The sequence below is a fragment of the Paenibacillus cisolokensis genome (genome assembly GCF_050481165.1).
GTDB classification, from domain to species: Bacteria; Bacillota; Bacilli; order Paenibacillales; family Paenibacillaceae; genus Paenibacillus_AH; species Paenibacillus_AH cisolokensis.
This window is the reverse complement of the sequence record NZ_JBCNFP010000123.1, coordinates 1-24,955: the sequence shown is the minus strand read 5'-3', so window position 1 is coordinate 24,955 and position 24,955 is coordinate 1. Positions and strand designations below refer to the sequence as shown.

The following is a 24,955-nucleotide window of genomic DNA, read 5'->3' as shown; positions in this document are numbered from 1 at the left end:
CCGGCCCGGAATTCCGGCCGTTCCGCCGCCGCGGCGGTTTTCCGTCCGCGGCCGGCCGGCGATGGCGGCCGTCTCCGCAGCGGCGGGGCCGGCCTGCTTCCGGCGCGAACCGCGCACATGCGCCGCCGCGAACGCCAGCGCCAGGGCGGTGCCCCATACGGCCGCGGCCGCGGCCAGTCCGAGCTCCGGCCGGCGCAGGAAGCCGGCGCCGACCACGACAAGCATAAATACCGGGTTCGGCATATGGGAGAGCGCCAGCAGCCGTTCGCCTTCGTCGCGGGACAGCGCCGCCCGGCGCCTGAGCGCCGCCGTCGCTTCCGCGCCGGCCGGACTGCCCATCGTCCAGCCGGCGGCAACGGCAAAGCCGGCTTCGCCGGGCAGGCGAAACAGCCGCCGCATGGCAGGCTCGAGCAGCACGCCGAGCGCCTGCACGACCCCGTAGGCGGCCATCAGCTCGGCGAGCACGAGAAAAGGCAGCAGGCCCGGAAATACGAGGTTCCACCATATGGACAATCCTTGCAGCGATGCCTGAAACGCTTCGTCCGGCTGACGGACGATGGAAGCGACGAAAAAAAGAGACGTGCAAGCGAGCAGGATCGTTCGGACCATGACGTGTCTCCTTTGCGGCAAAGTCGGACAATCAGTACATGTATACGACGGACAGCCGAACGGTAGACCTCGCTGCGCTTGAGGGGGGAGAGCACAGATGCAATTCGCGAATACGAATCGATGGGAGGGAGGTCGGTTATGAGCGGGACGGCGCGAAGGCTCGGGCTTGTCGGGCTGCTCGCCGCCGCGGCGCTGTGGCTGCTGATCGCCGTGCCGACGCCGTTCGTCGTCTACGAGCCGGGGCTGGCGGCGCCGCTCGAGCCGATCGTAAGCGTGGAGAGCGGAGACGAGCCGGGGAAAGGAACGTTTTATTTGACGACGGTCAAAATGAGCAGCGTCGACAGCTTCTGGTCGGCGTTCCGCTCGGCATGGAGCGGCGACCGCGAATTGTACCGGAAGAAAGATGTGCTCGGCGGCCAATCGATGGAGGAATTCGCCGAGAAGCTGCGGTTTGCGATGCAGGGGTCCCAGACCGCGGCCATCGAAGCCGCATACCGGACTGCGGGCGTCGCGTACGATATCGTGCCGGAGCGGCTTGTCGTAACCGACAGCCGCGATCCGGACGCCGCTTTGCGCGCCGGCGACATCATCTGGAGCGCGGACGGGGATGCGGTGCGGAGCGCCGCGGCGCTGGCGGCTGCGCTGTCCGACCGGCAGGCCGGCGACAGCGTCGTCTTTTCCGTCGAGCGGGCCGGCGTCCGCACGCAGGTGAAGGTGCGGCTTGCGGCGGGAGCGGGCGGCGAGGCGGATCCGGAAGCTTTGGCGGCCGCGCTCGGCGGCGTCGGATTGACGGAGCTTCGCCGCATCGAACCGCTGCAGCCCGGAAACAAGGTGACGATCGCGGCGGAAGGCATCGGCGGGCCTTCGGCCGGCCTTATGTTCGCCCTGCAAATCTACGACCTGCTGACGGATGGCGATCTGACCGGCGGAATAAAGGTGGCGGGGACGGGGACGATCGACGCGGAAGGGAAGATCGGGGCGGTCGGCGGGACGGCCTACAAGGTAGCGGCCGCCGCGCGGGCGGGCGCCGGGCTGTTCCTCGCTCCCGAAGCCAACTACGACGAGGCGGAAGCAAAAGCGCGGGCGCTCGGCGGAGCAATGAAAGTGATTCCGGTGGCGACGCTGGCGGACGCCATAAGGGAGCTCGAAGCGCAGCCGGGCGGACCGCCCGCGCCCGAGAGCGGCGGGCAAACGGTTACCGGTCGACGATGATCGGCTGCTCGTAATAGTCCCGGAACAGATCGCGCGGCCCCGGCTGGCGGTAGGCGAGAGCGTAGGCCGCGGTCGCTTGCGCATCGAGCCGGAGATACGGATCGTCGGCCGGAGGCCGGGCGGCGCTCAGCAGAACCGGAAGCCGGGCCGACCGGCGCATCCGGCGAAGCAGCTCCCGGCCTTTGGCGGAAAACCCGAGCACGCGGATATATCCGATGCCGTCGCGCAAGCGGGCGGGCGCGAGCAGCTCCTTGCCGTGGCCGAGCAGCGCCGCCAGCAGCGCCCGCTGCAGCTTCGTCCGGGTGTACCGCTTCGTCTTCAGCGCCGCGAGCAGCGCTTCGACGTCAAGGGAAGGCAGCGAAGGCAGCGCCTTCTTGATCCGATGCTCCAGCCCTTCCGTCATTTCGTGCAATTCGGCAAGCTCCTCGGCCGGCGAAGCGAGCAGGCGGTGAAACAGCCGCTCGGCGAACCGCTCCCAGCCGATCGGAGCCTTGCCTTCGTCGCAAGCCTTCTTCAGCAGCTCGACGGTCGATTGCGGAAGATAAGCCGCAACGTCCTGCAGGGAACCGGACTCCATGAGCGTCCGGCGGATCGCCGTCGCGCTGGCGATCTGCCCGTCGGTGAAGCGCCGTTCGTGGTAGCCGGCTTTCTCGCGGCGCAGCGTGTACGGGCGAATGCGGCTGCCGATCCGTTCAAGCGCCAGCACATAGTGCAGCCCGAGCGTATTGTTCGGTTGATCGAGCGGATAGGCCGCCGCTTCAAGATCGCCGGCCGCTTCCATATACCGTCTTACGGCGGCGCCGTAGCCTGCCGGATAGCTCACGCCGGCCGCCAGCTCTTCGGCGACCAGCTTCCTGAATCCGGAAGGCTCGGCGGCCAGCGTGCGGGCGATTCGCTGCAAAATCCCGATCTCCCCGTGCTCGCTGCCGAAGCACAGCGAATCGACGACGCCTGTCGCATCGAGCAGCGATACCGCCCCGAAGGCGAACCATTCCGCGGCCTGCGTCGCATAGGCGACCGGCAGCTCGATGACGAGATCGCAGCCGCCCCGCAGCGCCATTTCGGCGCGAACCCATTTGTCGGCAAGCGCGGGTTCACCCCGTTGCAGGAAATGGCCGCTCATGACGGCGACGACCGCATCGGCTTCCGTTATTTTGAGCGACTGTTGCAAATGATAAAGATGTCCGTTATGAAACGGATTGTATTCCACGACGATTCCGACCGTGCGCATGCCCATCACCCCACAGAACGACTATGTCGATCTTCAATATACCATGCGCGCGCCGGTTCGTGAAAATGTTGACAAATACTGCGGCGGACCGATATAATAGGCTTTGTTTGTTTGGAGTGATGACGATGCAGTTTCATATGCGGGAAGTGCTGAAAGGCCGGGTCGTTCCGCTGCGGCAGACGCTTGACGTTTCGCAGCTTTTGGGCGGCCGCCGGGACGTGTTGTCTGCGGGCCCGCTCGATTGCCGGCTTAAGGCAAGCCCCGAAGAAGGAACGGTGCGGGTCACCGGCGAGCTGGACATCCGTTTGGAGCTGGCATGCTCGCGTTGTCTCGAGCCGGTCAAAGAGCATCTTCGCGTACCGTTCGACGAATCGTTCGCTCCGGCAGACAATGTCAAGAGCGAAGAAGAGGACGATGACGCGCCGTACGTCCATCCGGTTGACGGCGATCTCGTCGAGCTCGAACCGTACGTTTACGAAACGCTGCTGCTATCCATTCCGTTCGTGCCGCTTTGCCGGGAAGACTGCGAGGGGCTTTGCCCCGAATGCGGAACCAATCGCAACGAATCGCCATGCGGCTGCTCACGCGAGAAGGTCGATCCCAGGCTCGAAGCGTTGAAGGGATGGTTCGATTCGAAATGAACGGATTTCAACGGGCGCAAGGATAGGGCGGTTTGCCCGATTCTGTGAAGGAGGTGGGAAACATGGCAGTACCTCAACGAAGAACGTCGAAAACTCGCCGCGACAAGCGCCGCACGCACTTCAAGCTGGCGGTACCGGGTATGGTAAAATGCGAACAATGCGGGGAACTGAAGCTTGCGCACCACGTTTGCAAAGTGTGCGGTTATTATAAGACGAGAGAGATCATTTCCCAATAATCGGTCATGCAAGCAGCGCTTCGTCTTCCGGATGAGGTGCTGTTTTTTGCTCCGAATGATGACGGGCGAAGGAAAGGCGGGAACGGGAGCGCGCCCAGCGGCATTGCTTCCGCCCGCTTTTTTCTATATACTGAATTAGTACCTGGTGATAATAGCTGACGGTTTTGTATTCATTCCGAAAATAAAGGTGGTGCCGATTATCGAACGGCAACCGAAGAAGCAGCGCCATCAGCAACTGCTGCGGATCATAGAAGAAAACCCGTTCATAACGGACCGCGAGCTGACGAGGCTGCTGAAAGTAAGCATACAGACGATTCGGCTCGACCGGATGGAACTCGGCATTCCGGAGCTGCGCGAGCGTCTCAAGCTGATGGCGGAACGGTCGTACGACGCCGTCCGTTCGCTACAGCTTGACGAGGTGATCGGGGAAATCGTCGATCTGCAGTTGGACAAGAGCGGCATCTCGATCTTCGAAATCCAGAAGGAGCACGTCTTTTCCCGGACCGGCATCGCCAGAGGGCATCACGTATTCGCGCAGGCGAATTCGCTGGCCGTTGCGGTCATCAACGACGAGATCGCCCTTACGTCGGCGGCGGACATCCGCTTCCTCCGTTCCGTCAGGCTCGGAGAGAAATGCATCGCCAAGGCGTTTGTCCGGTCGCATTCGGGAGGTAAAAGCAAGGCGAAGGTCGAAGTGTTTACGTATGTCGGCGACGAGATGGTTTTTCAAGGCCATTTTGTCATTTTCAGATCCGCAGGAGAGAGAGCAAACGAAGGGGGGAGCGAGCGTGCGGATCGCGATTGACGCGATGGGCGGCGACCATGCGCCCGAATCGATCGTGCAGGGGGCGCTGGCGGCGGCGGCGGAATGGCCGGATACCGAACTGATGCTCGTCGGCGACCGGGCCGCGATCGAGCCGTTGCTGGCGGACGGGAAGCCCGGTAACGTGACGGTTCGCCACGCAGACGAAACGATCGGTCCCGAGGAGGAACCGGTCAAGGCCGTCCGGCGCAAAAAAAATTCGTCGATGGTCATCGCCGGACAGCTCGTCCGCGACGGCGAAGCGGATGCGATGATGTCGGCCGGCAACACCGGCGCGCTTATGACGACCGGGCTGCTCGTTGTCGGGAGGCTTGCCGGCATCGAGCGCCCGGCGCTGGCGTTCACGCTTCCCACGATGGACGATAAAGGGGTGCTGGCGCTCGATCTCGGCGCCAATATGGACGCGAAGCCCGAGCATCTGCTGCAGTACGCGATACTCGGCAGCATATACCGGAGCAAGGTGAACGGCATCGGCAAGCCGCGCGTCGGCCTTCTCAACGTCGGAACCGAAGAGCGGAAAGGCAATGAAACGGCGAAGGCGGCATTCGATTTGCTGAAGGACGCTCCTATCCATTTTATCGGCAACGTGGAGGCGCGGGACGTTCTCACCGGACAATGCGATGTGCTCGTATGCGACGGTTTTGCCGGCAATATTTTGTTGAAATCGATGGAAGGTACGGCCGGCGCCATATTCGCTGCCCTGAAGGAAGCGTTTGGCCGGTCGCTGCTGACGAAGCTGGCTGCGGCCGTCATGATGCCGGGACTGCGCCGGATGAAGGGCAAGCTGGATTACAAAGAGCACGGAGGGGCTCCGCTGCTCGGCCTGAACGGTCTTGTCGTGAAGTGCCACGGCTCCTCCGACGCGCGGGCCATCAAAAACGCCGTCAGACAGGCGAGAACCGCGCTTCAGGAGCGGTTGACCGAAACGATCTCTATGGAAATTAGCGGGAAGTGAGCGTGCAATTATGAATCTTCATCCGGTGGGCATAATCGGGACGGGCAAGTATGTTCCGGAAAAAGTATTGACCAATCGCGATTTGGAATCGATGGTGGAGACGAGCGACGAATGGATCGTGACCCGCACCGGCATTCGCGAGCGCAGAATCGCGTCCGCGGAAGAGGCGACGTCCGATTTGGCTTACGAGGCGGCGGAGCGGGCGCTTGCGGATGCAGGCGTCAGCGCGGAGGAGCTCGACCTGATCGTTGTGGCGACGATCACGCCGGATATGTTCTTCCCGTCTACCGCCTGTCTGCTGCAGGAGAAGCTCGGAGCGAAGCAGGCGGCGGCGTTCGACCTGTCGGCAGCCTGCTCCGGATTTATATACGGGCTGGCGACGGTAAGCTCGATGATCGCATCCGGCATGTACGAGCGAGCGCTCGTCGTCGGCGCGGAATGCCTGTCGCGCGTGACGGATTATACCGACCGCAACACGTGCATTCTGTTCGGAGACGGCGCGGGCGCGGTCGTGCTCGGCCGCGTGCCGGAAGGCAGAGGCTTCCGTTCGTTCGAGTTGGGAGCGGACGGAGCGGGCGGCGAGCTGCTCAAAATATGCGGCGGCGGCTCGCGGCTTCCGGCTACGGCGGAGAGCGTCGCCGGCCGCCGGCATTTTATCGAAATGGCCGGCAGCGAAGTGTTCAAGTTCGCGGTCCGCATCATGGGCAGCGCGGCGGAGGAAGCGCTGCGCAAGGCCGGAATGGACAAATCCGACATCGATCTGCTGGTTCCGCATCAGGCGAACATCCGCATCATCCAGTCGGCATTGAACCGGCTCGATTTGCCGGAGGAAAAATGTATGATCAATCTGGACCGGTACGGTAACGTTTCCGCCGCCTCGATACCGATCGCGCTGGCGGAAGCGGTGGAGGAAGGACGCGTGAAGGAGGGCGACCGGATCGTTATGGTCGGCTTCGGCGGCGGCCTCACTTGGGGCGCCTGCACGCTCGTATGGTAGCCGGACGGCCGTGCGCCGCCCGCGGTGCCGCGCGAATTGTGCGTGCCGCTGACGCGCGGGCTGTGCCGGCGTGCCGGATCGAATAACTCGGGAACGGGAGGAGAACGTCTTAAATGGGCAAAACGGCATTTGTTTTCCCCGGCCAGGGGGCCCAGGCCGTCGGCATGGGGCGGGACGTCTTCGAGACGCACGCCGCCGCGCGGGCTATATTCGAGGAGGCTGACGAAGCGCTCGGCTTCCGGCTAAGCGGAATCATCTTCGAAGGGCCGGAGGAAGAACTGAAGCAGACGGCCAATACGCAGCCCGCGCTGCTGACCGTCAGCGCCGCGCTGCTGAAAGCGCTGGCGGAGCGCGGATGGACGCCCGATTACGTGGCCGGACACAGCCTCGGCGAATACAGCGCATTGGTGGCGGCCGGATCGCTGTCGTTTGCGGACGCGGTGCGGACCGTGCGTGCGAGGGGAGAATTTATGGAGCAGGCCGTACCCGGCGGCCAAGGCGCGATGGCGGCGGTGCTCGGGGCGGAGCGGGATGCGCTCGCCGCATTGTGCGCGGCCGTGTCGGAGGAGATCGGGACGGTCGAGCTGGCCAATGTGAATTGCCCTGGACAGATCGTCGTCTCAGGTACGGCGGAAGGCGTCCGCGCCGTCGCGGAGCGCGGCAAGGAAGCCGGGGCGAAGCGCGTCGTGCCGCTCGAAGTGAGCGGGCCTTTCCATTCCTCGCTGATGAAGCCCGCGGCCGAACGGCTTGCCGGCGTGCTGGAGCGTCTCGACATTCGCGACGCTGCGGTGCCGGTCGTAGCCAACGTGACGGCTCGTCCGGTTACGGCAGCCGGAGAGATCAGGAAGCTTCTCGTCGAGCAGGTTTATTCGCCCGTTCTGTGGGAAGATTGCGTCCGCTGGCTGATCGCCCAGGGGACCGATACGTTCGTCGAGATCGGTTCGGGAACCGTCCTTGCCGGACTGATCAAGAAGATCGACCGGAATGTCCGCGTCCTGTCCGTAAACAGCGCGCCGTCGCTGGCGGAAGCGGCATTGTAAACCGCCGGGCCGTGCGCGGCGGGCGGCAGAAATCGAAGGAGGGATTGCTATGTTCGCCACTTTGGAAGGCAAGGTTGCGCTTGTAACGGGCGCTTCCCGCGGCATCGGCCGGGCGATTGCGCTGGCGCTTGCCGAAGGCGGCGCCGACGTCGCGGTCAATTACGCCGGCAGCGAGGCGGCTGCGGCCGAGACCGCCAAGGCGGTGGAAGCCGCCGGGCGGCGGGCGCTGCTCGTCAAGGCCGACGTCGGCAAGCCGGCCGAATTCGACGAAATGGTCAAAAAGGTTGTCGACACTTTCGGCAAAATCGACATTCTGGTGAATAATGCCGGTATTACTAGAGATAATTTAATTATGCGAATGAAGGAAGAAGAGTTCGACCAGGTGATCGAAACGAACCTGAAAGGCGTGTTCAACGGCATCAAGGCCGTGACCCGTCAGATGATGAAGCAGCGTTCGGGACGGATCATCAACATCTCGTCGGTTGTCGGCGCTCTCGGAAATCCCGGGCAGGCGAATTACGTCGCCGCGAAGGCCGGCGTGATCGGCCTCACGAAAGCGGCCGCCCGCGAGCTTGCTTCGCGCGGAATTACGGTCAATTGCGTGGCGCCGGGCTTCATCCGGACCGACATGACGGACAAGCTGGCGGACGAGCAGAAGGAGCAAATTATGGGACAGATTCCGCTTGCGAAGCTCGGCGAGCCGGAAGACATTGCGGCGGCGGTCCGCTTCCTCGCTTCCGATGCGGCGTCGTACATGACCGGTCAGACCGTCCATATCGACGGCGGCATGTATATGTAATTGGAGAGAGCGAGGCACGGTTTCATATAGCATTTTGTCTTCGATTCTCGTATAATACCATGGAGGAGGTGAACCGGATGTCCGATGTATTGGATCGCGTAAAACGTATCGTCGTCGACCGCCTGGGCGTGGACGAAGCGGAAGTTACGATGGAAGCTTCCTTCAAGGATGACCTTGGCGCTGATTCTCTCGACGTAGTCGAGCTGGTTATGGAGCTGGAAGACGAATTTGATATGGAAATTTCCGATGAAGACGCAGAGAAAATTACGACGGTGGGAGAAGTAGTCGCTTACATACAATCTCATACGTAACGAACTGCTCAAACAAGTCCCGTTGCTTTAACGGGACTTGTCCATCTGCCCGCCGTATCAACGGCTCTCCGAATGCGATCGCGACTTGAGGTTTATCCGGCAAGTACCGGCATAGGTTAAGGAAACAAGCGCAGCACATGACTGCATTTATTCGATAGATGAACGAAAAATTCAGCCTTATATATTGCTGTCCGCAAGAGGTGAAGATAGTGAAACAGAGAGTTGTCGTTACCGGCATGGGGGTCGTAACCTCGCTAGGAACCGATCTGGAACGGTTCTGGGGGAATTTGATGGAAGGCAAGTCGGGCGTGTCGCGGATCGAATCGTTCGACGTATCGGAATATCCGACGCGCATCGCCGCCGAGATCAAAGATTTTTCCCCCGAGCAATTTCAGCTCGACAAGAAGGAATCGCGCCGGATGGACAGGTTCGTGCAGTTCGCCGCCGCCGCCAGCCTGATGGCGGTGAAGGACGCCGGACTGGACATCGGCGGCAACGCCGAACCGGATCGGGTCGGGGTTATGATCGGCTCCGGCATCGGCGGTCTCGGCACATGGGAGGAACAGCATAAAGTACTGCTGGAGAAAGGACCCAAGCGCGTCAGCCCGTTCTTCATCCCGATGATGATCGCGAATATGGCATCCGGCCAAGTTTCGATGCTGACGGGGGCGAAAGGGCCGAACAGCACGGCGGTTACCGCCTGCGCGACGGGAACCCACTCGATTGGCGACTCGTTCAAGATGATTCAGCGCGGAGATGCCGACGTCATGATTTGCGGCGGCGCGGAAGCGACGATTCGTCCGACCGGGATGGCAGGGTTTTGCGCCCTGCGCGCCATGTCCGTGCGCAACGACGAGCCGGAGAAGGCGAGCCGTCCGTTCGACATCGATCGCGACGGGTTCGTGATGGGCGAAGGAGCCGGCGTGCTCGTCGTCGAGTCGCTTGAGCATGCGCTGAAGCGCGGCGCTCGGATCTATGCCGAAATTATCGGCTACGGCATGAGCGGCGACGCGTATCATATGACCGATCCCGATCCCGACGGAGCGGCGCGGTGTATGACGCGGGCGTTGAAGGACGCCGGACTCGCTCCGGAGACGATCGATTACATTAACGCTCACGGCACGTCGACGCCGGTCGGCGACAAGTCCGAGACGACCGCGATCAAGAAAGCGTTCGGCGACCATGCGTACAAGCTGGCGGTCAGCTCCACGAAGTCGATGACCGGTCATCTGCTCGGCGCCGCCGGAGGGGTGGAAGCCGTCATTCTCGCGCTGACGCTGAAGAACGGCGTTATTCCGCCGACGATCAATCTCGACAACCAGGACCCGGAATGCGATCTCGATTATGTGCCGAACAAGCCGCGGCAGGCGGACGTCCGCACGGCGATTTCCAACTCGTTCGGCTTCGGCGGCCATAACGCGACGATTGTGATGAGGAAATATGAAGCATGAACGTTTCGACGAGCTGCAGAGTCGTCTGAAGCTGCGGTTCCGACGGCCCCGGCTGCTCCGGCAGGCGTTCACCCATACTTCGTATGTGAATGAACATAAACGCGGCTCAATCGAAGACAACGAACGGCTGGAGTTTCTCGGCGACGCGGTTCTCCAGCTGCTCGTGTCCGAATATTTGTACCGTACGTACCCGCGCCGCCCCGAAGGCGAACTGACCCGAATGCGCGCCAGTATCGTGTGCGAGCCGTCGCTGGCGCGGTTTGCCGAGCATCTCGATCTCGGCTCATACGTCTTGCTCGGACGTGGCGAAGAGCAGCTCGGCGGACGCCAGCGTCCGGCCCTGCTGGCCGATCTGTTCGAATCGTTCATCGGGGCGTTCTATCTGGACCACGGACTGGAGAAGGTGAGAGGATTTCTGGAGGCCAACGTGTTCCCCCACATCGAAGGGGAGGACGGGGATCTCCTGCTCAAAGACTACAAGTCCAAGCTGCAAGAACGGGCCCAGCATGAAGCGTTGGGGCCGATCGAATACCGGATCGCCGAAGAGCGCGGGCCCGCCCATGACCGCGAATTCGTAGTCGAAGTCAGAATCGGCGACAAGCCGAGCGGGACCGGCGTCGGACGGACGAAGAAGGAAGCGGAGCAGCGGGCTGCCGCCGAGGCGTGGCGGATGCTCGCCGCCGGCGATTGAAGCGTCCGGCCGGTATAAGCGTGATCGCGGACGGCCGAAAGCGGGCCTCGGCCCGTCTTCGGGAGCGGTCGTTCGTGTCAGGAGGAGGGTGCCGCCGCATATGCGGCCCCCTCCTCTTTTTGCGTATCGGCGGACGCGGCGCCAGCATGCCTTGTTTGTCCGCCGCCGGGCCGCCGTGGCGGGCGTTTTTCCGGACAAGGCGCAGAATGCGGTTCAATCACCTGTCCTTTTGCTCGGAATATAGTGTACAATAGGCGATGAGGTGAAGGACAAAACATGTTCCTTAAACGGATAGAGCTATCGGGTTTCAAATCGTTTGCCGACAAGACGGAAATGGAATTCGTGCGCGGCATCACGGCGGTGGTGGGGCCGAACGGCAGCGGCAAAAGCAACATTTCCGACGGCATTCGCTGGGTGCTTGGCGAACAAAGCGCCAAAAGCTTGCGCGGCGGCAAGATGGAAGACATCATCTTCGCCGGGAGCGACGCGCGCAAGGCGGTCAACTATGGCGAGGTGTCGCTGACGCTCGACAACTCCGACGGCACGCTCCCGCTCGAATATCAGGAAGTGACCGTAACGCGGCGGGTTCACCGCAGCGGCGAGAGCGAATATTTGATCAACAAGCAGCCGTGCAGGCTGAAGGATATAACCGAACTGTTTATGGATACGGGCATCGGCAAGGAAGCGTACTCGATTATCGGGCAGGGCCGCATCGAAGAGATATTGAGTACCCGCTCCGAGGACAGGCGGGGCATTTTCGAGGAAGCTTCCGGCATCGTCAAGTACAAATCGCGCAAGCGCGAAGCGCAGCGGAAGCTCGATGACACGGAGCAGAACCTGTTGCGCATCCACGATCTCGTATCCGAGCTGGAGGATCAGGTCGGACCGCTAAAGGAACAATCGGACAAGGCGCTCCAGTACAAGGCATGGAAGGAACAGCTGAAAACGAAAGAAATTTCGATGTACGTCTATCAGATCGAACAGGCGCATGCGAACTGGAAGGAGACGAACGACCGCCTGACCGGGCTGAAGGAGGAGGAGCTGGCGCTCTCTACGGTCGTCAGCAAGCACGACGCCTTGCTGGAGAAGGATCGCCAGCGGCTTCGCGAGCTGGAGCAGGACATCGAAGCGCTGCACGAGACGATGCTCAAGTACAGCGAGGAGTACGAGAAGTGCGAAGGCTACGGGGAAGTGCTCAAGGAACGGAAGCGCAATCTGGAGCAGAACTGGAAGCAGCTTGAGGAATCGATCGCCGCGATGGACGGCAAAATCGCCGGGCTCATTCGCGAGGAAGCCGAATTTCGCGGCAAGGCCGCTTCTCTGGAGCAGCAGCTCGAAGAGCTGCGGCAAGCGGTGGAGCGCGAAGAGAAAGAGCTGCTCGGCGCGCTCGGCGGCGCGGGCATGAAGGCGGAGGAGACGCTCAAAGGCGAGCTGCTCGAGGTGCTCAGCACGATGGCCCAGCTGCGTAACGAAATCCGCTATGCGCGGCAGCAGGACGAAACGATTCAGCGGCGGCTGGAGCGTCTGTCCGAAGAGGAAACGAAATGGCTGCAGCAGCACGAGAAGGTCGCGGCGCGGCGAACCGAGCTGAAGGAGCGGCTGGACCGCACCTTGACGGAGATCGAGGAGCTTCGGCGGCAGTATGCCAAGGAGGCGCAGCAGTACCAGTCGGTGCAAAAGCTGCTGGAAGAGGCGCAAGGGACGCTGCGCCAATGGGAGCAGAAGCTGGAGGCGCTTATTTCCCGCCGCGACACGATGAAGGAGATGCAGGACGCGCTCGACGGCTTCATGCAGGGCGTCCGCGAGGTGCTGAAAGCTTCGCGCCGTACGTCGGGCGGATTGTCCGGCGTGCACGGCGCCGTCGCCGAGCTGATCCGGGTTCCCGAGAAGCTGGAGATCGCCGTGGAGACCGCGCTCGGCGGCGCGTTGCAGCATATCGTCATGGAGGACGAGCGGAGCGCTCGCGAAGCGATCGCCTTTCTGAAGCAGCGGCAGCTCGGGCGGGCGACGTTTCTGCCGCTTGACGTCATACGCGGCCGTCAGGTGCCGGAGAGCGACAAGCGGCTGGCCGCCGGGGCGGACGGCTTCGTCGGCGTCGCCGCAGAGCTGGTCGAGTGCGAGCCGAGATATGCTTCGATCGTCCAAAACTTGCTTGGCAGCGTGCTGATCGCCGATACGCTGGAACATGCCAACCGGATCGCCGCGAAGTGCGGCTACCGCTACCGGGTCGTGACGCTGGAAGGCGACGTCGTCAACGCCGGCGGTTCGATGACCGGCGGAAGCTTGCAGAAACGGGGAGCAAATCTGCTGGGCCGCCAGCGCCAGATCGATCTGCTCAATCGCGACATCGCCGGGACGAAAGAGCAGATCGGCAAGCTGCGGGACAAGCTGGACGATCTGCGCAAGGAGCAGTCGATCCGGCAGCAGAACATCGATGCGAACCGGGAAGCCGGCGAGAAGCGGCGCATCGAGGAACAGCAGATCCGCGCCGAGCTTCAGCAGCTTGAGCACGAGGCGAAGCAGCTCGAGGACCAGCGCAAGCTGTTCGATGCCGATCTTAGCGGGCACAAGGAGGAGCGCGAGCAGCTGCGCCGTTCGGCTGACGAAGCGGAGAAGCGGTTGGCCGAGCTGGCTGCCGAGGAGGAGCGTCTTCAGGAGGAGATCCGCGCCGCGGAAATGCGGCGCAAAGCGAGCGAGTCGGCCAAGGAGGAGCTCCAGGAGCAGCTGACCGACCTGAAAATCCGGCTGGCCAAGACCGATCAGGAGAAGCAATCGTACGAGGAGCAGGCGGCTCGTATTCGCACCGATATCCGCAGTTCGCGGGAGGAGCTGAACGGGTTGCGTCAGCTGCTCGCGCAGCAGGAAGAGGAGCAGCGGCGCAACGAGGAAGAAACGGTGAAGCAGATCGAGGAGCTGAATCATCTCGGGCTGAAGAAGCGCGAATGCGCGGAGAAGACCGATCTGAAGCGTTCCGAGCGGGCGGACATGCTGCGCGGGTTGGAGCAGGGCGAAAGCGAAACGAAGGAGCAGCGCGTGCGGCTGAGGCAGGTCGAAGAGCGCGTGCGGCAAACGGAAATCGCCGTCAACCGGCTCGATGTCGAGCTGGAAAATTTGCTGCGCAAGCTGAGCGAGGATTACGAGCTGGGCTACGAGCTGGCGCGGGAGCGCTACCCCGTGCCGGAAGATGTGCCCGCGACGCAGCAGGAAGTGCGCGAGCTGAAGCGCCAGATCGCTTCGCTCGGCGAGGTGAATCTGGGCGCCATCGAAGAGTATCAGCGAGTGAAAGAACGGTACGAATTTCTGAACGAGCAAAAGAACGACCTGATCGAGGCGAAAACGGCGCTGTATCAGGTCATCCGCGAGATGGACGAGGAGATGGCGAAGCGGTTCCGCGCCACGTTCGAAGCGATTCGGGGCCATTTCGTCGTCGTATTCTCCAAGCTGTTCGGAGGCGGGCGGGCCGATCTGATTCTGGTCGAGCCTGACCGCATTTTGGAGACGGGCATCGATATCGTCGCCCAGCCGCCGGGCAAAAAGCTGCAAAATTTGCAGCTTCTCTCCGGAGGTGAGCGGGCGCTGACCGCTATCGCGCTGCTGTTCGCCATCCTGCTTGTCAAGCCGGTTCCGTTCTGCGTGCTCGACGAGGTCGAAGCGGCGCTCGACGAGGCGAACGTGTCGCGTTTTGCCCAGTACTTAAGGGAATTTTCGGAAGAAACGCAGTTTATCGTCGTAACCCACCGCAAAGGGACGATGGAAGAGGCGGATGTGCTGTACGGCGTAACGATGGAAGAAGGCGGCGTTTCCAAGCTCGTGTCGGTGCGGCTCGAGGACGAGGGAGCGGAGTCGGAGTCGGCATAAACAAAGGCGCGGGCAAACGCGCGCAAGCGGCCGCGTCGGACGGTCCGGCGAAAGGCGTGCAATGACTGAACGTAAGGAGAAGTGCGTACAATGAGTTTTTTTAAACGGCTGAAGGAAAGCATCTCGGCGAAAACCGAGGCGGTGACGAACAAATTCAAGGAAGGGCTCTCCAAAACGCGGGTCGCCTTCGTGGAACGCGTCGAAGAATTGATTACCAGGCGCAAAAAAATCGACGAGGAGTTTTATGAGGAGCTCGAGGAAATTTTGATCGGCGCCGATGTCGGGGTTCATACCGTGATGGAGCTGATCGACGACTTGCGGGCGGAAGTGAGGAAGCGGAAGATCGAGGATGCGTCCGAGCTGCAGCCGATATTGTCGGAGAAGCTTGTCGAACTGCTGAAAGGAGACGGCGATCCGGGGCTGCGCATGGCGGACAGCGGCATTACGGTCATCCTGTTCGTCGGCGTCAACGGCGTCGGCAAGACGACGACGATCGGCAAGCTGGCGCACCGCTTCAAGAGCGAAGGCAAAAGCGTTCTGCTCGCGGCCGGCGACACGTTCCGGGCGGGGGCGATCGAGCAATTGGAAGTTTGGGGACAGCGGGTCGGCGTCGATGTCATCAAGCAGCAGTCCGGTTCCGATCCGGCCGCGGTCATGTTCGACGCAGTCAAGGCGGCGAAGCAGCGAAACGTCGATGTTTTGCTGTGCGATACGGCGGGACGGCTGCAAAACAAGACGAATCTGATGGAAGAGCTGAACAAAATTTTCCGCGTTATCCAGCGCGAAATCCCCGGCGCGCCGCATGAAGTGCTGCTTGTGCTCGATGCGACGACCGGCCAGAACGCGCTTAACCAGGCGAAGCTGTTCGGCGAGAAGAGCGGTGTCACCGGTCTTGTTCTGACGAAGCTGGACGGAACCGCGAAAGGCGGCATCGTCATCGCGATTCGCAACGAGCTGAAGCTGCCGGTCAAATTCGTCGGGCTCGGCGAAAAGATGGACGATCTGCAGCAGTTCGATTCCGAGCAGTTCGTCCATGCGCTGTTCGCCGGACTGATACGCGATGCGGGGGATCGGGACGACGCAGGCCGCGCCGAAGCGGACCGCGACGGCGAACGGTAAAGCCGCGCTGGTCGTAACGGGCCGCGCCGAACGACGGACCTCGACGGCGAACGGAAAAGCCGTGGGGTCGTTCCGCCGAACGACGGATCGCGACGATGAACGGTAAAGCCGCGCTGGCCGTTCCGCCGGTCGACGGATTGGGACGATGAACGGTAAGCCGCACAGAGCACAGATCGTCCGCCGGACGACTGTCCGAAGCTCCGACAGAGTGACAAGGTTCAAAGCTTGACACCTTGCAGTCGATCCGGTAATATAGATGAGGTAATGCGAAGGTGTAAAGGGTTATCCCTTGACGGAAGGAGCGGCTGTTATGACGGTGCGCGAACCGGATGCCCTTGCAAAGACGAACCGGATCAATATGCTGATCGATTTTTACGAGCCGCTGCTGACCGACAAGCAGCGAACGTTTCTGAAATATTATTTTCATGACGACTTCACCCTCGGTGAAATCGCCGCCGAATCGGGTATCAGCCGCCAGGCGGTCTATGAGCATGTGAAGCGCGCCAGCCTGATGCTGGAATCGTACGAGGAAAAGCTCGGGCTGCTTGCGCGGCATAATTCGCTCGTCGGCTGGATCGGCAAGCTGGAGGAGACTGCCGGTTTGCTTCCGGAGAATAGCGAAGCGCGGATGCGGCTGCTCGAAATTGCGGAAGGGCTGAAGCAGTCGGAGCAAATAGGGAAAACGGTGGTGAACGAACATGGCGTTTGAAGGGTTAACGAGCCGGCTGCAGGACGTGTTCAGCAAGCTGAGGGGCAAAGGCAAAGTGTCGGAGGAAGACGTAAACGAAGCGATGCGCGAAGTGCGGCTTGCGCTGCTCGAGGCCGACGTCAACTTCAAGGTGGTGAAAGATTTCATCGCCAAGGTGAAGGAACGGGCGGTCGGCCAGGAAGTCATGAAGAGCTTCACGCCCGGCATGGTCGTCGTCGATATTGTCAACAAGGAACTGACCGAGCTGATGGGCGGCACGCAGAGCAAACTGGCCAAGGCCGCCAAGCCGCCGACCGTCATTATGATGGTGGGGCTTCAGGGCGCCGGGAAGACGACGACGAGCGGCAAGCTGGCGCGGCTGCTGCAGAAGAGCAACCACAAGCCGCTGCTCGTCGCGGCCGACATTTACCGTCCTGCGGCGATCAAGCAGCTCCAGGTGCTCGGCGAGCAGATCAAGGCGCCGGTATTCGCGATGGGCGATCAGGTATCGCCGGTCGAAATCGCGCGGTCCGCTTTGCAGCACGCGAAGGAGAACGGCAACGATTACGTCATCATTGACACCGCCGGCCGGCTGCATATTGACGAAGCGCTCATGGAAGAGCTGAAGCAAATCCATGAGACGGTGAAGCCGGACGAGGTGCTGCTGGTCGTCGACGCGATGACCGGACAGGACGCCGTCAACGTGGCGAAGAGCTTCCATGAGCAGTTGGAGCTGACGGGCGTCGTACTGACGAAGCTGGACGGCGATACCCGCGGCGGCGCCGCGCTGTCGGTCAAAGCCGTAACCGGCTGCCCGATCAAGTTCGCCGCGCTTGGCGAGAAGATCGATTCCCTTGAGCCGTTCCATCCGGAACGGATGGCTTCCCGGATTCTCGGCATGGGCGACATGCTGTCGCTGATCGAGAAGGCGCAGCAGACGATCGACGCGGACAAGGCGGCGGAGATGGAGCGCAAAATGCGCAACGCCGAATTTACGTTCGACGACTTTCTGGAGCAGATGGAGCAGGTGCGCAAGCTCGGTCCGCTGGATCAGATTCTGGAGATGCTGCCCGGTATGAACAAGGTGAAAGGCCTTAAAGATATGAAGGTCGACGAGCGTCAGCTCGGACGGGTTGAGGCGATCGTCCGGTCGATGACCAAGGAAGAGAAGCGCAAACCCGAAATTTTGAATTATAGCCGCCGCCGCCGTATCGCTGCGGGCAGCGGAACGTCGATTGCGGATGTGAACCGGCTCATCAAGCAGTTTGACGATATGCGCAAGATGATGAAGCAGTTTTCATCCATGATGGGACCGAAAGGCCCGAAAGGCGGGCTGAAAGGGCTCAAAGGCATGATGGGCAAAGGGTTCAAGTTCCCGTTCGGCTGAGACGGGCGTTCCGGCGCAGCTGAGGGTGCTGCCCGTGCATAGCGCCCCAGCAGGGCCTTATCCGGGCGCCGCCGAGGGCTCGGCGCGCTTACGAAGCAAGGTTTCACTTCGTGAAACCTTTTAAGGAGGTGAAAATCATGGCAGTTCGTATTCGTCTGAAACGTATGGGTGCGCACAAAGCGCCGTTCTACCGTGTCGTCGTATCCGATTCCCGTTCGCCCCGCGACGGTCGCTTCATCGAAGAAATCGGCACGTACAATCCGGTTGCGCAGCCTGCGCAAGTGAACATTAATGAAGAAAAAGCGCTGAAATGGCTCCAAAACGGAGCGCAAGCTTCCGATACGGTTCGCAACCTGCTGTCCAAAGCAGGCATCATGACCAAGTTCCATGAGCTGAAGCAACAGAAATAACTGTTGAAAAGCGGAGGGCCTTGAGATGAAAGAATTAATTCTTGTCATAGCGAAGGCTTTAGTGGATCATCCGGAAGATGTGCGCGTCAATGAGCGAGAGGACGACCGTGGGACCGTTTATGAGCTGTCCGTTCACGAGTCGGATATCGGCAAAGTGATCGGCAAACAGGGGCGTATCGCCAAGGCGATGCGCACGGTGGTGTCATCCGCCGCCGTCAAGTCTCAGAAGCGTGTCATCGTCGACATCATATCGTAAGGCGCGGGCAACTGCGGCGCGAGGGGTTAGGATGAATGTCCTAACCCTTTTTCGTCCAATATAGAAGGAACGGTTTGGAACGAAAGGCGGAACATGCAATGGCAGACCAATGGTTAACGGTAGGCAAAGTCGTGAATACCCACGGCATCCGCGGTGAAATCAAAGTCTTATCGCAGACCGATTTCCCCGACGTTCGCTTTGCGCCCGGCAGCCGGCTCACGCTGCTTGACGAGCGGCGCGGCACGGCGGTGCCGGTTGAGGTGGCCGGCTCCCGCCTTCACAAAAATGTTTATATCCTCAAGCTGAACGGATTCGACAACATCAACGATGTGGAGAAATATAAAGGCTGGAGCCTGAAAGTGTCCCGGGACGATCAGGTCGAACTGGAAGAAGGCGAGTATTACTATCACGAAATTATCGGATGCCGCGTCGTGACGGAGGACGGCGAGACGCTTGGCGAAGTGACGGAAATATTGACTCCCGGCGCCAACGACGTCTGGGTTGTCAAACGTCCGCCGGGCAAGGGCAAGCCTGTTCTCCTGCCGGTTATTGACGATGTCGTACTCGATGTGGACGTCGCGGAGCGCAAAGTGACGGTCCGGTTGCTGGAAGGGCTGATCTGAACGGATGAAAATCGATGTGTTGACGCTGTTTCCGGAAATGTTCGAAGGCGTTTTCGGGACGAGCATTTTGGGGAAGGCGCGGGAGAAAGGCATCGTCGAGCTGAGGACGATCAATTTCCGCGAGTATGCGAACAACAAGCATCAAACGGTTGACGATGCCCCCTACGGCGGAGGCGGCGGCATGGTGCTGAAGCCGGAACCGATGTTCGCGGCGGTGGAAGCGCTGACCGAAGGAGCGGCGAAGCCGCCGCGCGTCATTCTGATGTGTCCGCAGGGAGAGCCGTACACGCAGCGGAAAGCCGAGGAACTGTCCCGAGCGGAACATCTGGTGTTCATATGCGGCCATTATGAAGGCTATGACGAGCGCATTCGCGAGCATCTCGTCACCGACGAACTGTCGATCGGCGACTATGTGCTGACAGGCGGCGAGCTGCCGGCGATGGTCGTCATCGACAGCGTCGTGCGCCTTCTCCCCGGCGTGCTGGGCAACGAAACGTCGGCGGTGACCGATTCGTTCAGCACCGGTCTGCTGGAATATCCGCATTATACGCGTCCGGCCGTATTTCGCGGCTGGGAAGTGCCGGAAGTGCTGATGTCCGGTCATCACGGACGCATCGAGGCGTGGCGGCGGGAACAGTCGCTGCTGCGCACGCTGCGGCGTCGTCCGGATTTGCTGGAAAAAGCGGAACTGACCGACAAGGAGCGGGAATGGCTGGCGGCGGTCGAACGGAACGAAGGGGCGTGCCGGGAGCGGAACGAGCAAAAGTCTGACGGTTGAATAACTCCTTACATTTTTGACAAACTATGTTGGAATCGCCGTTAAGGCGTCATTTCCCTAAGGAGGTAATTCACGATGTCATTGATTCCCCAGGATTCGTTCCGCAATCTGGACAGCTGGAGGCGCGATTTGGACCGCTGGTTCAACGAGCTCCCCTCCTTTATTCGAGGCGAACATCGTCTGTCGCACCGGATCGACGTGCATGAGACCGACGACGAAATCGTGGCGACGTGCGAGCTGCCCGGTCTGGAAAAGAAGGAAGATATCGATATTGACGTACAAGGCAACGTTTTGACCGTTTCCGGGACAGTTAACCGTTCGCATGAGGTGAAAGAGGAGCAAATCTACCATCAGGAACGGTTTTACGGACGGTTTCAGCGCTCGATAACGCTTCCCGCGGCTGTGAATGAAGATGCGGTGAAAGCGAGCTATAAAAACGGTGTGCTTGAAATTCGTATGCCGAAGCTGCAGCAGCCGAAAAAACGGATCGACATCGATTTTCACTAGGTTTGAAGACATTATCGAGACAGCGGGAATAAAACGTTCAAGAATAAAGATGCGCCCATAGTTTTAGTTGTGTTTTGCCAGGAGTTGTGGTAAAATTTCTGGTGTTGTCTGTATTAGTCGGACGGTCCGCTATCGGCCATGACCCCGCACGCGGAAGTGCGGGCGAGCTTATATGAACGTCTGTTGGGGAAGGAGGGAATCCTGATGGGTATTTTGCAAGAGATTACGCAAGAGCAACTGCGCAAAGACATTCCCAGCTTTCGTCCCGGCGACACGCTGAAGGTGTACGTAAAAGTCATCGAGGGATCCCGCGAGCGGATTCAGCTTTTCGAAGGCGTCGTAATCAAGCGTCGCGGCGGTGGCATCAGCGAAACGTTTACGGTTCGTAAAATTTCGTATGGTGTCGGCGTGGAAAGAACGTTCCCGCTGCATTCGCCGAAAATCGACCGGATCGAAGTGGCTCGCCGCGGTAAAGTTCGCCGCGCGAAACTGTACTACCTGCGCAATCTGCGCGGTAAGGCCGCAAGAATTAAAGAGATCCGCTAAGGACAAACGTCAAGGGGGCTTGCACAAACAAGTCCCTTTTCGTTTTCATAGGCGGCTTTCGGATGCCGCTCTCTCATTTCGAAACACTCCGGCAGGAGTTTATTCTTATTCCGGCAAGAAAGAAGGCTTGATGGATGGATCAGCAGCGACATACCGATCGTGTGGAGTCGGACGAGCGTCCGCTGGAGACGGCCGGACAGACCGGTCAAGGTGACGGGGTGTTCTCCCAGGCCGGCAGCCGGACGGCGGAGTCCGGCAAAAAGGCGAACGCCAGCAAGGCGGGCAAGGAAGCGCTGGAATGGTTAAAGGCGCTCGTCATTGCCGGCATCCTCGTGTTTGTCATACGCTGGTTTTTGTTCGCGCCATTTATAGTGGAAGGCCCTTCGATGCTGCCGAACTTCGAATCCGGGGAACGGCTTATCGTCAACAAAATCATTTATGATATCCGGGAGCCCAAGCGCGGAGAGGTCATCGTATTCCACGTGCCGGAAGAAGGCCGCGACTTCATCAAGCGCGTCATCGGCGTTCCCGGCGACCGAATCCGGTTGGAAGGCGACGATCTGTACATTAACGGCGAGAAAGTGGAAGAGCCGTACTTGCGGGAAGCGATCGCGGAAGCGAAAGCACGGGGAACGCTGTACAATGAAGGCGGTCCGAATTTCCCGAACGATTGGGTGAAAGAGGACACCGTTCCTGAGGACTCGATATTTGTTATGGGGGACAATCGATCCAACAGCCAGGACAGCCGGATGATCGGGTTTGTGTCCGAGAAAGAAATCGTCGGCCGGGCCGATCTCATTTTCTGGCCGCTTAATAAGCTGGCGTTTGTCAACCATTAACGAGAACGAAAATAAAGCGAACCGGAAGAAAGCGTTGAGGTGATGCCGTGACTATCCAGTGGTTTCCCGGTCATATGACCAAAGCCCGCCGGCAAATCGAGCAGAAGCTGAAGCTGATCGACATCGCGATCGAGCTGCTCGACGCCCGCATTCCGCTTTCCAGCAGAAATCCGATGGTGGATGATATTCTCCGAAACAAACCGCGGCTCGTCGTCATGACGAAAGCCGATTTGGCCGATCCTCGCGAGACGGATAAGTGGATCGCCCATTTTGCCGCGAAAGGATTGGCCAGCGTGGCAGTCGACGCCAACACCGGCACCCGGATCGGGGACATCGCGTCAAAGGCGAAAGAATTGCTGCATGAAAAGAGAGAACGCCAGCGGGCGAAAGGAATGAATCCCCGGGCGATCCGCGCGCTGATCGTCGGTATACCGAACGTCGGCAAATCGACGCTCATTAACCGGCTGGCGGGCCGCAACGTCGCCATTACGGGAGACCGTCCCGGGGTGACGAAGGGCCAGCAGTGGATCCGGGTCGGCTCGGAGATGGAGCTGCTCGATACGCCGGGCATATTGTGGCCGAAGTTCGAGGACCAACTGGTCGGTTACCGGCTGGCCATGACAGGGGCGATCAAAGAGCAGATTTTGAATGTGGAAGATGTGGCGTTTCATGCGATCCGGGAGCTGTCCGGACGATATTGGGACGCGCTCAGCAAGCGTTTCGGCATCGAACAACCGCCCGCAGACTTGGACGATCCGCAAGAAATCGTCCGTGTGATGGAGGATATCGGGCGCAAGCGGGGCTGCCTCGTCAGCGGCGGCCGCGTAGATCTGGAGAAAGCTTCCGGCATTATTTTGCGGGAGCTGCGGGCCGGCAAGCTGGGCCGCATTACGCTGGAGTCGCCTGACGACTTGTAAAAGCGCGCCAGAGACTTCGGCATCTACTCGGGGGAGGAATATGCTGGACTACGAGTTTTCAGCGTGGGAACGGGGCTACGAGCGGGTGGCCGGCGTCGATGAGGTAGGCAGAGGCTGCCTGTTCGGGGATGTCGTCGCGGCCGCGGTCATTTTGCCCCGGGATCTCGTTATTGAAGGCATTAACGATTCGAAGAAACTGTCGCAAAAGAAGCGGGAAGAGCTTTACGATACGATTTTAGCGCATGCGGTCGCCTGGTCGGTGGCGCGGGTCGACGCGGCGACGATCGACCGCATCAACATTCGCCAGGCGTCGAGGCTGGCGATGAAGCAGGCGGTCGAAGGTCTGGAACCGGCACCGGATTTTTTGCTTGTCGATGCGGAGCAAGTGGACGTTCCGACCGCCCAACTGGCGGTCATCCATGGCGACGCGCTCAGCCAATCGATAGCGGCGGCCTCGATCGTCGCCAAAGTAACGCGGGACCGGTTGTGCGAGAATGAATGGGACATGCTTTATCCGGCATACGGCATCGCCATACATAAAGGCTACGCGACGAAGCTCCACCGCGAGAAGCTGCGCGAATACGGTCCAAGTCCAATGCACCGGACATCATTTCTCGGCAAATTGTTTGCCGAGCAGCAGGTGTTGTTTTGATCACGTTCTCCGATACCCGGCAAGCTGCCGCGTATCGTTTTTTTTTTTGCATTCGGACCGGTGGGAGGGGCATGAGCGGGTTGTGAGGCCGTGTAGTGTGAGGGAATAGGGCCCTGGAGTTGGGCTAGCGGGCCGTGTGGTCTTGTGGTGTGATTCGTGCAGCGTCCGATTGAAAACGTTTGCAGTTTCGCCAATGCGCCAGGCTAAGCGTAATATTTGGATAAATCGGTAAAACGAATGCGAAAAGTGGCCGATAAAAAAGTTATAGAAAGCGGGGTGCGACAGGATTGAACATCAGTGAGCTCATGCGCGGGCTGCTCGGAGAGACAAAGGCCGGCGACGGTCGTCTACTGGAGCTGAAAGCCGGCCAGATCGTGAGAGGCGTCATCGTACAGACCGGAGAAAACGGCGAAGCGCTGGTGCAAATGAACGGCGTGCAGGTTCGGGCGAAGCTGGCCGTTCCGCTTCCTGCCGGAACGGCTGCCATGCTTCAGGTTCAGCCTGAATCCACCGGGTCGCTGATCGTGCTGAGGCCGGCGGAGACGGCCGTTCTCCCGCCGTCTCCGGGTCAGCTCAAGGAATGGTTACAGGCGCTCGGATTGCCCGACAAGGAATGGGCCGCCGAGTTTGTCCGCGATTTGCGCCGCGATGGGTTGTTGACCCGGGAGCATGCGCAAGCGCTCGCCCGGGCCGCTTCGTTCATGCCTCCGGGCGAAGATGCGCACCTATGGATGCGCGCCGCGGCGGAAGGGCTGAACCGCGGTTTTTCGTTGACGCCAAGCGTCGTCGCCGCATTGCGTCAGGCGCTATACGGTCAGCCTGTACATGCGCTGATCGCACAGCTGGAGTCGCAGCTGCGCAGCTTTGCCGCGGGGAGCGAAACCGACGGTACGGAAGCCGGAGTCGCCCCCCGAACGCAGGGCGGCGCGGCGGCCGGAACGGGGCGCGAGCTTTCCCCCGCCGCGCAGCGGGTGCTGGCGCTGCTCGCCGAAGGAGCGCCGCTGCTGCGGCCGCCCGGCACCGCCGGGCCGGCGGAAGCGTATCCCGCTGCCGCATCGGCTCAGACGTCGGCGGCGAAAAACGGCTCCGCCCCCGCCGGGCCGTCCGCCGGCAGCGGTCACGCCGCCGCTGCCGGGCTCGCGGCGCCGGAGATTGACGGCGCGGCAACGGAGCCGCTGCGTCCGCAGACTACCGGCGGCGACGGGCTCGGCCGGCTGCTGAAGTGGCTTGGCGTCGATTACGAACGCCAACTGCTGTTTCGCACGCCGCTGCACGGAGCCGCGCAACAGGCCGCGGCGAAACAGCAGCAGGCTGCCGGGCATGCGCCGCAAGCCGCGCAGGCGCAAGGCGCTGCGCCGCCGGGGCCGCCTGCGCAAGCC

Annotated in this window: 26 protein-coding genes and 1 pseudogene; 25 read left to right on the top strand and 2 right to left on the bottom strand. The window is 60.9% G+C overall.

What is annotated here, in order from left to right; all coding sequences use genetic code 11:
• On the bottom strand, nucleotides 1–609 hold a 609-nt coding region (locus ABEV74_RS19335; RefSeq protein ID WP_430148601.1), incomplete at its 3' end, for a nucleoside recognition domain-containing protein.
• Between the two features lie 138 nt (nucleotides 610–747).
• On the opposite strand from ABEV74_RS19335, the gene ABEV74_RS19330 reads away from it, so the two are divergent.
• Nucleotides 748–1,821, top strand: coding sequence for a S16 family serine protease (locus tag ABEV74_RS19330; RefSeq protein WP_430148598.1), 1,074 nt, complete (start codon nucleotides 748–750; stop codon nucleotides 1,819–1,821).
• Here the strand turns inward: ABEV74_RS19330 and ABEV74_RS19325 are convergent.
• A complete protein-coding gene (locus ABEV74_RS19325) occupies nucleotides 1,805–3,052 on the bottom strand; it encodes a nucleotidyltransferase (RefSeq protein ID WP_430148595.1) in 1,248 nt (415 codons plus the stop codon). The genes ABEV74_RS19330 and ABEV74_RS19325 overlap by 17 nt on opposite strands.
• 125 nt (nucleotides 3,053–3,177) lie before the next feature.
• Here ABEV74_RS19325 and ABEV74_RS19320 point away from each other — a divergent pair, with 125 nt between their 5' ends.
• The 24 genes and pseudogenes from ABEV74_RS19320 to ABEV74_RS19205 form a co-directional block, all read left to right on the top strand.
• Nucleotides 3,178–3,693 carry a YceD family protein gene (locus tag ABEV74_RS19320; protein ID WP_430148593.1) on the top strand — a complete coding sequence of 172 codons (516 nt, stop codon included), beginning with the start codon at nucleotides 3,178–3,180 and terminating at the stop codon, nucleotides 3,691–3,693.
• A gap of 62 nt (nucleotides 3,694–3,755) precedes the next feature.
• Nucleotides 3,756–3,929, top strand: a complete 174-nt coding sequence (rpmF, locus tag ABEV74_RS19315) for a 50S ribosomal protein L32 (protein ID WP_082655178.1) — start codon at nucleotides 3,756–3,758, stop codon at nucleotides 3,927–3,929.
• Nucleotides 3,930–4,116: 187 nt separating this feature from the next.
• Nucleotides 4,117–4,734, top strand: a complete 618-nt coding sequence (gene fapR, locus ABEV74_RS19310) for a transcription factor FapR (RefSeq protein WP_062492530.1) — start codon at nucleotides 4,117–4,119, stop codon at nucleotides 4,732–4,734.
• On the top strand, nucleotides 4,718–5,707 hold the full coding sequence (gene plsX, locus ABEV74_RS19305) for a phosphate acyltransferase PlsX (protein ID WP_062492531.1): 990 nt from the start codon (nucleotides 4,718–4,720) through the stop codon (nucleotides 5,705–5,707). The genes fapR and plsX overlap by 17 nt, the downstream gene beginning before the upstream one ends.
• Nucleotides 5,708–5,717: 10 nt before the next feature.
• Nucleotides 5,718–6,704: a beta-ketoacyl-ACP synthase III gene (locus tag ABEV74_RS19300; RefSeq protein ID WP_430148590.1), complete on the top strand. Its 987-nt coding sequence runs from the start codon at nucleotides 5,718–5,720 to the stop codon at nucleotides 6,702–6,704.
• A gap of 113 nt (nucleotides 6,705–6,817) precedes the next feature.
• Nucleotides 6,818–7,744 carry an ACP S-malonyltransferase gene (gene fabD / locus ABEV74_RS19295; RefSeq protein WP_213531868.1) on the top strand — a complete coding sequence of 309 codons (927 nt, stop codon included), beginning with the start codon at nucleotides 6,818–6,820 and terminating at the stop codon, nucleotides 7,742–7,744.
• Between the two features lie 49 nt (nucleotides 7,745–7,793).
• Complete coding sequence (fabG, locus tag ABEV74_RS19290; protein ID WP_430148586.1) at nucleotides 7,794–8,543, top strand: 3-oxoacyl-[acyl-carrier-protein] reductase; 750 nt, start codon at nucleotides 7,794–7,796, stop codon at nucleotides 8,541–8,543.
• Nucleotides 8,544–8,620: 77 nt separating this feature from the next.
• Nucleotides 8,621–8,854 (top strand): acyl carrier protein, encoded by a 234-nt coding sequence (acpP, locus tag ABEV74_RS19285; RefSeq protein WP_062492534.1) that lies wholly within the window; start codon nucleotides 8,621–8,623, stop codon nucleotides 8,852–8,854.
• 209 nt (nucleotides 8,855–9,063) lie between these two features.
• The gene (fabF, locus tag ABEV74_RS19280) at nucleotides 9,064–10,305 is read left to right on the top strand and encodes a beta-ketoacyl-ACP synthase II (protein ID WP_062492535.1); all 1,242 of its coding nucleotides are present in this window, start codon (nucleotides 9,064–9,066) and stop codon (nucleotides 10,303–10,305) included.
• Nucleotides 10,295–10,996 (top strand): ribonuclease III, encoded by a 702-nt coding sequence (rnc, locus tag ABEV74_RS19275; protein ID WP_062492536.1) that lies wholly within the window; start codon nucleotides 10,295–10,297, stop codon nucleotides 10,994–10,996. The genes fabF and rnc overlap by 11 nt, the downstream gene beginning before the upstream one ends.
• Nucleotides 10,997–11,272: 276 nt before the next feature.
• The gene (gene smc / locus ABEV74_RS19270; protein ID WP_430148583.1) at nucleotides 11,273–14,854 is read left to right on the top strand and encodes a chromosome segregation protein SMC; all 3,582 of its coding nucleotides are present in this window, start codon (nucleotides 11,273–11,275) and stop codon (nucleotides 14,852–14,854) included.
• A 90-nt stretch (nucleotides 14,855–14,944) separates the two neighbouring features.
• A complete protein-coding gene (ftsY, locus tag ABEV74_RS19265; protein ID WP_062492538.1) occupies nucleotides 14,945–15,973 on the top strand; it encodes a signal recognition particle-docking protein FtsY in 1,029 nt (342 codons plus the stop codon).
• Between the two features lie 310 nt (nucleotides 15,974–16,283).
• Entirely contained in the window at nucleotides 16,284–16,682 is a 399-nt protein-coding gene (gene ylxM, locus ABEV74_RS19260; protein WP_372447149.1) for a YlxM family DNA-binding protein, read from the top strand.
• Nucleotides 16,672–18,048, top strand: coding sequence for a signal recognition particle protein (gene ffh / locus ABEV74_RS19255; protein WP_062492539.1), 1,377 nt, complete (start codon nucleotides 16,672–16,674; stop codon nucleotides 18,046–18,048). The genes ylxM and ffh overlap by 11 nt, the downstream gene beginning before the upstream one ends.
• A gap of 137 nt (nucleotides 18,049–18,185) precedes the next feature.
• Nucleotides 18,186–18,458, top strand: a complete 273-nt coding sequence (rpsP, locus tag ABEV74_RS19250) for a 30S ribosomal protein S16 (protein ID WP_062492540.1) — start codon at nucleotides 18,186–18,188, stop codon at nucleotides 18,456–18,458.
• Nucleotides 18,459–18,483: 25 nt separating this feature from the next.
• A complete protein-coding gene (locus ABEV74_RS19245; protein ID WP_062492541.1) occupies nucleotides 18,484–18,714 on the top strand; it encodes a KH domain-containing protein in 231 nt (76 codons plus the stop codon).
• Nucleotides 18,715–18,812: 98 nt separating this feature from the next.
• A complete protein-coding gene (gene rimM, locus ABEV74_RS19240) occupies nucleotides 18,813–19,337 on the top strand; it encodes a ribosome maturation factor RimM (RefSeq protein WP_430148580.1) in 525 nt (174 codons plus the stop codon).
• Between the two features lie 4 nt (nucleotides 19,338–19,341).
• The gene (gene trmD, locus ABEV74_RS19235; RefSeq protein ID WP_430148577.1) at nucleotides 19,342–20,115 is read left to right on the top strand and encodes a tRNA (guanosine(37)-N1)-methyltransferase TrmD; all 774 of its coding nucleotides are present in this window, start codon (nucleotides 19,342–19,344) and stop codon (nucleotides 20,113–20,115) included.
• Nucleotides 20,116–20,190: 75 nt separating this feature from the next.
• On the top strand, nucleotides 20,191–20,622 hold the full coding sequence (locus ABEV74_RS19230) for an Hsp20/alpha crystallin family protein (RefSeq protein ID WP_062492544.1): 432 nt from the start codon (nucleotides 20,191–20,193) through the stop codon (nucleotides 20,620–20,622).
• Between the two features lie 204 nt (nucleotides 20,623–20,826).
• Entirely contained in the window at nucleotides 20,827–21,168 is a 342-nt protein-coding gene (rplS, locus tag ABEV74_RS19225; RefSeq protein ID WP_062492545.1) for a 50S ribosomal protein L19, read from the top strand.
• 134 nt (nucleotides 21,169–21,302) lie between these two features.
• On the top strand, nucleotides 21,303–22,007 hold the full coding sequence (lepB, locus tag ABEV74_RS19220) for a signal peptidase I (RefSeq protein WP_430148574.1): 705 nt from the start codon (nucleotides 21,303–21,305) through the stop codon (nucleotides 22,005–22,007).
• A gap of 47 nt (nucleotides 22,008–22,054) precedes the next feature.
• Nucleotides 22,055–22,924, top strand: a complete 870-nt coding sequence (ylqF, locus tag ABEV74_RS19215) for a ribosome biogenesis GTPase YlqF (RefSeq protein ID WP_062492547.1) — start codon at nucleotides 22,055–22,057, stop codon at nucleotides 22,922–22,924.
• On the top strand, nucleotides 22,911–23,576 hold the full coding sequence (rnhB, locus tag ABEV74_RS19210) for a ribonuclease HII (RefSeq protein ID WP_430148604.1): 666 nt from the start codon (nucleotides 22,911–22,913) through the stop codon (nucleotides 23,574–23,576). The genes ylqF and rnhB overlap by 14 nt, the downstream gene beginning before the upstream one ends.
• Nucleotides 23,577–23,863: 287 nt before the next feature.
• Nucleotides 23,864–24,955: pseudogene (locus ABEV74_RS19205) on the top strand (hypothetical protein); the annotation flags it as partial.